This window comes from Pseudomonas sp. Sample_24, from assembly GCF_004307605.1.
Taxonomy (GTDB): domain Bacteria; phylum Pseudomonadota; class Gammaproteobacteria; order Pseudomonadales; family Pseudomonadaceae; genus Aquipseudomonas.
The window spans coordinates 1-1,248 of the sequence record NZ_RCNW01000457.1; the positions used below are offsets into that span (position 1 = coordinate 1).

The 1,248-nt window shown below is 59.7% G+C and carries 2 protein-coding genes; one reads left to right on the plus strand and one right to left on the minus strand.

Annotated features, from left to right (window positions below; genetic code table 11):
* The coding region (locus tag D8V06_RS26405) for an HU family DNA-binding protein (RefSeq protein WP_130932113.1) at positions 1–203 on the plus strand (203 nt) is incomplete at its 5' end.
* A 173-nt stretch (positions 204–376) separates the two neighbouring features.
* Here the strand turns inward: D8V06_RS26405 and rlmF are convergent.
* Positions 377–1,248: 23S rRNA (adenine(1618)-N(6))-methyltransferase RlmF (gene rlmF / locus D8V06_RS26410; protein ID WP_130932114.1), on the minus strand; the 872-nt coding region annotated here is incomplete at its 5' end.

A 1,248-nucleotide genomic window follows, 5' to 3' on the forward strand; every position in this document is an offset into this window, starting at 1 on the left:
TGGACCAACTGGGCCAAATCGTTGCCGATCAGCTGGAAAACGGCGGCGAAATCACTCTGCCAGGTATCGGCAAGCTGAAAGTGACTGAGCGTCCTGCCCGTACCGGCCGCAACCCTTCGACTGGCGCTGCCATCGAAATCGCTGCCAAGAAAGTGATCAAGCTGGTTGTGGCCAAAGGCCTGACCGACGCTGTCAACAAGTAAGACTTGTTAAAAAAAACCGTGCGCCGGAGCAATCCGGGCACGGTTTTTTTGTGGGCTCAGATCGGCGCATGCCTTTTTCGCAGGAGGCAGGCTTGCCGGCGAAGGCGCTCTTGAAAACGCCTTCGCCGGCAAGCCTGGCTCCTACAAGTGCATAGGCGGGCTGCCAATATCATTTACTCTGCAGAGACTTTGCTCCAGCGCGCCTGCCGCCAGGCTTGTTGTTGCGCTTTGGTCTGAAAGGTCCAGGCGACGAAGCGGCTTTGTTTCTGACCCTGGGACATTTCCACCACCTGGCTTTCCAGTGCACCGGCCTTTTTCAGCGCGGTCTGGATAGCCGGCAGGTTCGAGGCTTTCGACACCAGGGTGCTGAACCACAACACCTGTTGGCTGACCTGTGCACTCTCGGCGATCAGTTGCGTGACGAATCGCACCTCACCCCCCTCGCACCACAACTCCGCCGCCTGACCGCCGAAATTCAGCACCGGCAGTTTGCGTTTTGGATCGGCCTTGCCCAGCGCTCGCCACTTGCGCGTGCTGCCGCGGGTGGCTTCCTCCAGCGAAGCATGAAACGGCGGGTTACACAGGGTCAGGTCAAAGCGCTCGGTACTTTCCAGCAAGCCCAAAAGAATCTGCTTGCGATTGGTTTGCTGACGAATCTGGATGGCTTTGTTCAAGCCGTTGGATTGAACGATCGCCTTGGCCGCAGCGATGGCCGTGGCATCGATTTCCGAGCCGAGAAACTGCCAGCGGTAGTCACTGTGACCGATCAGCGGGTACACGCAGTTTGCGCCCATACCGACGTCCAGCACTTTCACCGCGGCGCCGCGGGGAATCACGCCGTCATTGCCGTTGGCCAGCAGATCGGCCAGAAAGTGCACGTAGTCCGCGCGGCCGGGAACCGGTGGGCACAGGTAATCGGCCGGAATGTCCCAGTGGGCGATGCCGTAGAACGACTTCAGCAGCGCGCGGTTGAACACCCGCACCGCGTCCGGGCTGGCGAAGTCGATGCTTTCCTTGCCGTACGGGTTGATGATCACGAACTTCG